The following is a 1687-nucleotide window of genomic DNA, read 5'->3' as shown; positions in this document are numbered from 1 at the left end:
GCCACTCCCTCCTCGCCACCCAGGTCGTCTCCCGCATCCGCAAGGCCTTCCAGGTCGAGCTGCCCCTGCGTGCGCTCTTCGAGGCGCCCACGGTGGCATCGCTCGCGGCGCGCATCGAGGTCGAGAAGCAGTCAGGGCTTGCGAACGAGAAGCCGGCGCTCGTGGTGGTGCCTCGCACGGGACCGCTGCCGCTGTCCTTCGCGCAGCAGCGACTGTGGTTCCTGGATCGACTCCAGCCGGGTAGCCCCTTCTACAACATCCCCTCGGCCATCCAGCTCCACGGCGGAGTGAACCTCGATGCGCTGGAGCGTGCGCTGCGCACGCTCGTCCAGCGACACGAGGCCCTGCGCACCTCCTTCCACGTCCAGGCGGATGGCGAGGCCGTGCAGCACATCCACACGGATGTGACGCTGTCCGTCCCCGTCGTGGACCTGCGGCACGTGCCCGAGTCCCAGCGGGAAGCCGAGGCCCTGCGACAGGCCCAGGCCGAGGCGCAGAAACCGTTCGACCTGGCCCACGCGCCGCTGCTCCGAGCCTCCGTGCTCCAGCTGTCCGAGCAGCGCCACATCCTGCTCGTCACCGTCCACCACATCGTCTCGGATGGTTGGTCCAACGGCATCCTCACGCGCGAGGTCGGAGCGCTCTACGGCGCGTTCGCGCAGGGCCTGCCGTCACCGCTCGCTCCGCTGGAGTTGCAGTACGCGGACTACGCCGCATGGCAGCGTGGCTGGCTGAAGGACGAGGCGCTGTCCCAGCAGGTCGGTTGGTGGAGACAGCAGCTCTCCGGCGCACCGCACGCGCTGGAGCTGCCCACGGACAGGCCCAGGCCGCCGGTCCAGACGTCCAATGGGTCCACGCTTCCCATCGCGCTGGGAGCCCAGCTCTCGGCCGAGCTGCGTGCCCTGTGCCTGCGAGAGGGCGTCACGCCGTTCATGGCGCTGCTGTCCGCGTTCCAGGTGTTGCTCGCGCGCTACTCGGGACAGGACGACATCGTCGTCGGCTCGCCCATCGCCAACCGGCAGCAGGCGGAGATCGAAGGCATCGTCGGGTTCTTCGTCAACACGCTCGCCCTGCGTGCGCGGCTGTCCGTCGGGATGACCTTCCGCGAGCTGCTGAGCCAGGTGAAGGAGACGACGCTCGGTGCCTACGCGCACCAGGACGTGCCGTTCGAGAAGCTCGTCGACGAGCTGAAGCCCGAACGTGACCTGAGTCGCTCGCCGCTGTTCCAGGTGATGTTCGCCCTGCAGAACACGCAGCGGACAACTGGACCGAAGGACGGTGAGGACGCGGGCGCCATCCAGCCGATGCATGTGGACAGCGGCACCGCCAAGTTCGACCTGTCCCTGCTCTGCGGCGACTTCGGCGACGACATCGGCGGCCTGCTCGAGTTCAACACGGACCTGTTCGACCGGAGCACCGCGGAGCGACTCGGCGCGCATCTGCTGAACCTCTTGCGCGCAGCCGTGAGCGAGCCGGGCCAGTCCATCTGGAAGCTCCCGCTCCTCGGCATCGAGGAGCGCCAGCGCACGCTGGTCGCCTGGAACGACACCTCACGCCACGACCACGCGGCCACGACGATGCATGGGCCGGTGGAGGCCCAGGTGCGTCGCACGCCTGACGCCATCGCGCTCTCCGACGGTACGCGCTCGCTCTCCTACGCCGCGCTCGACGCTCGCTCCAATCAGCT

1 protein-coding gene is annotated in these 1687 nt (G+C 68.9%); it reads left to right on the top strand.

Annotation, left to right across the window (positions count from 1 at the left end):
- A partial coding sequence (locus K8625_RS43465; RefSeq protein ID WP_223786095.1) for a condensation domain-containing protein occupies positions 1-1687 on the top strand: 1687 nt, incomplete at both ends.

It is taken from the genome of Myxococcus sp. AS-1-15, from assembly GCF_020037055.1.
In the GTDB taxonomy this organism is placed as follows: domain Bacteria; phylum Myxococcota; class Myxococcia; order Myxococcales; family Myxococcaceae; genus Myxococcus; species Myxococcus fulvus.
The sequence above is the reverse complement of the archived record's forward strand: the minus strand, read 5'-3'. Positions and strand labels throughout refer to the sequence as shown.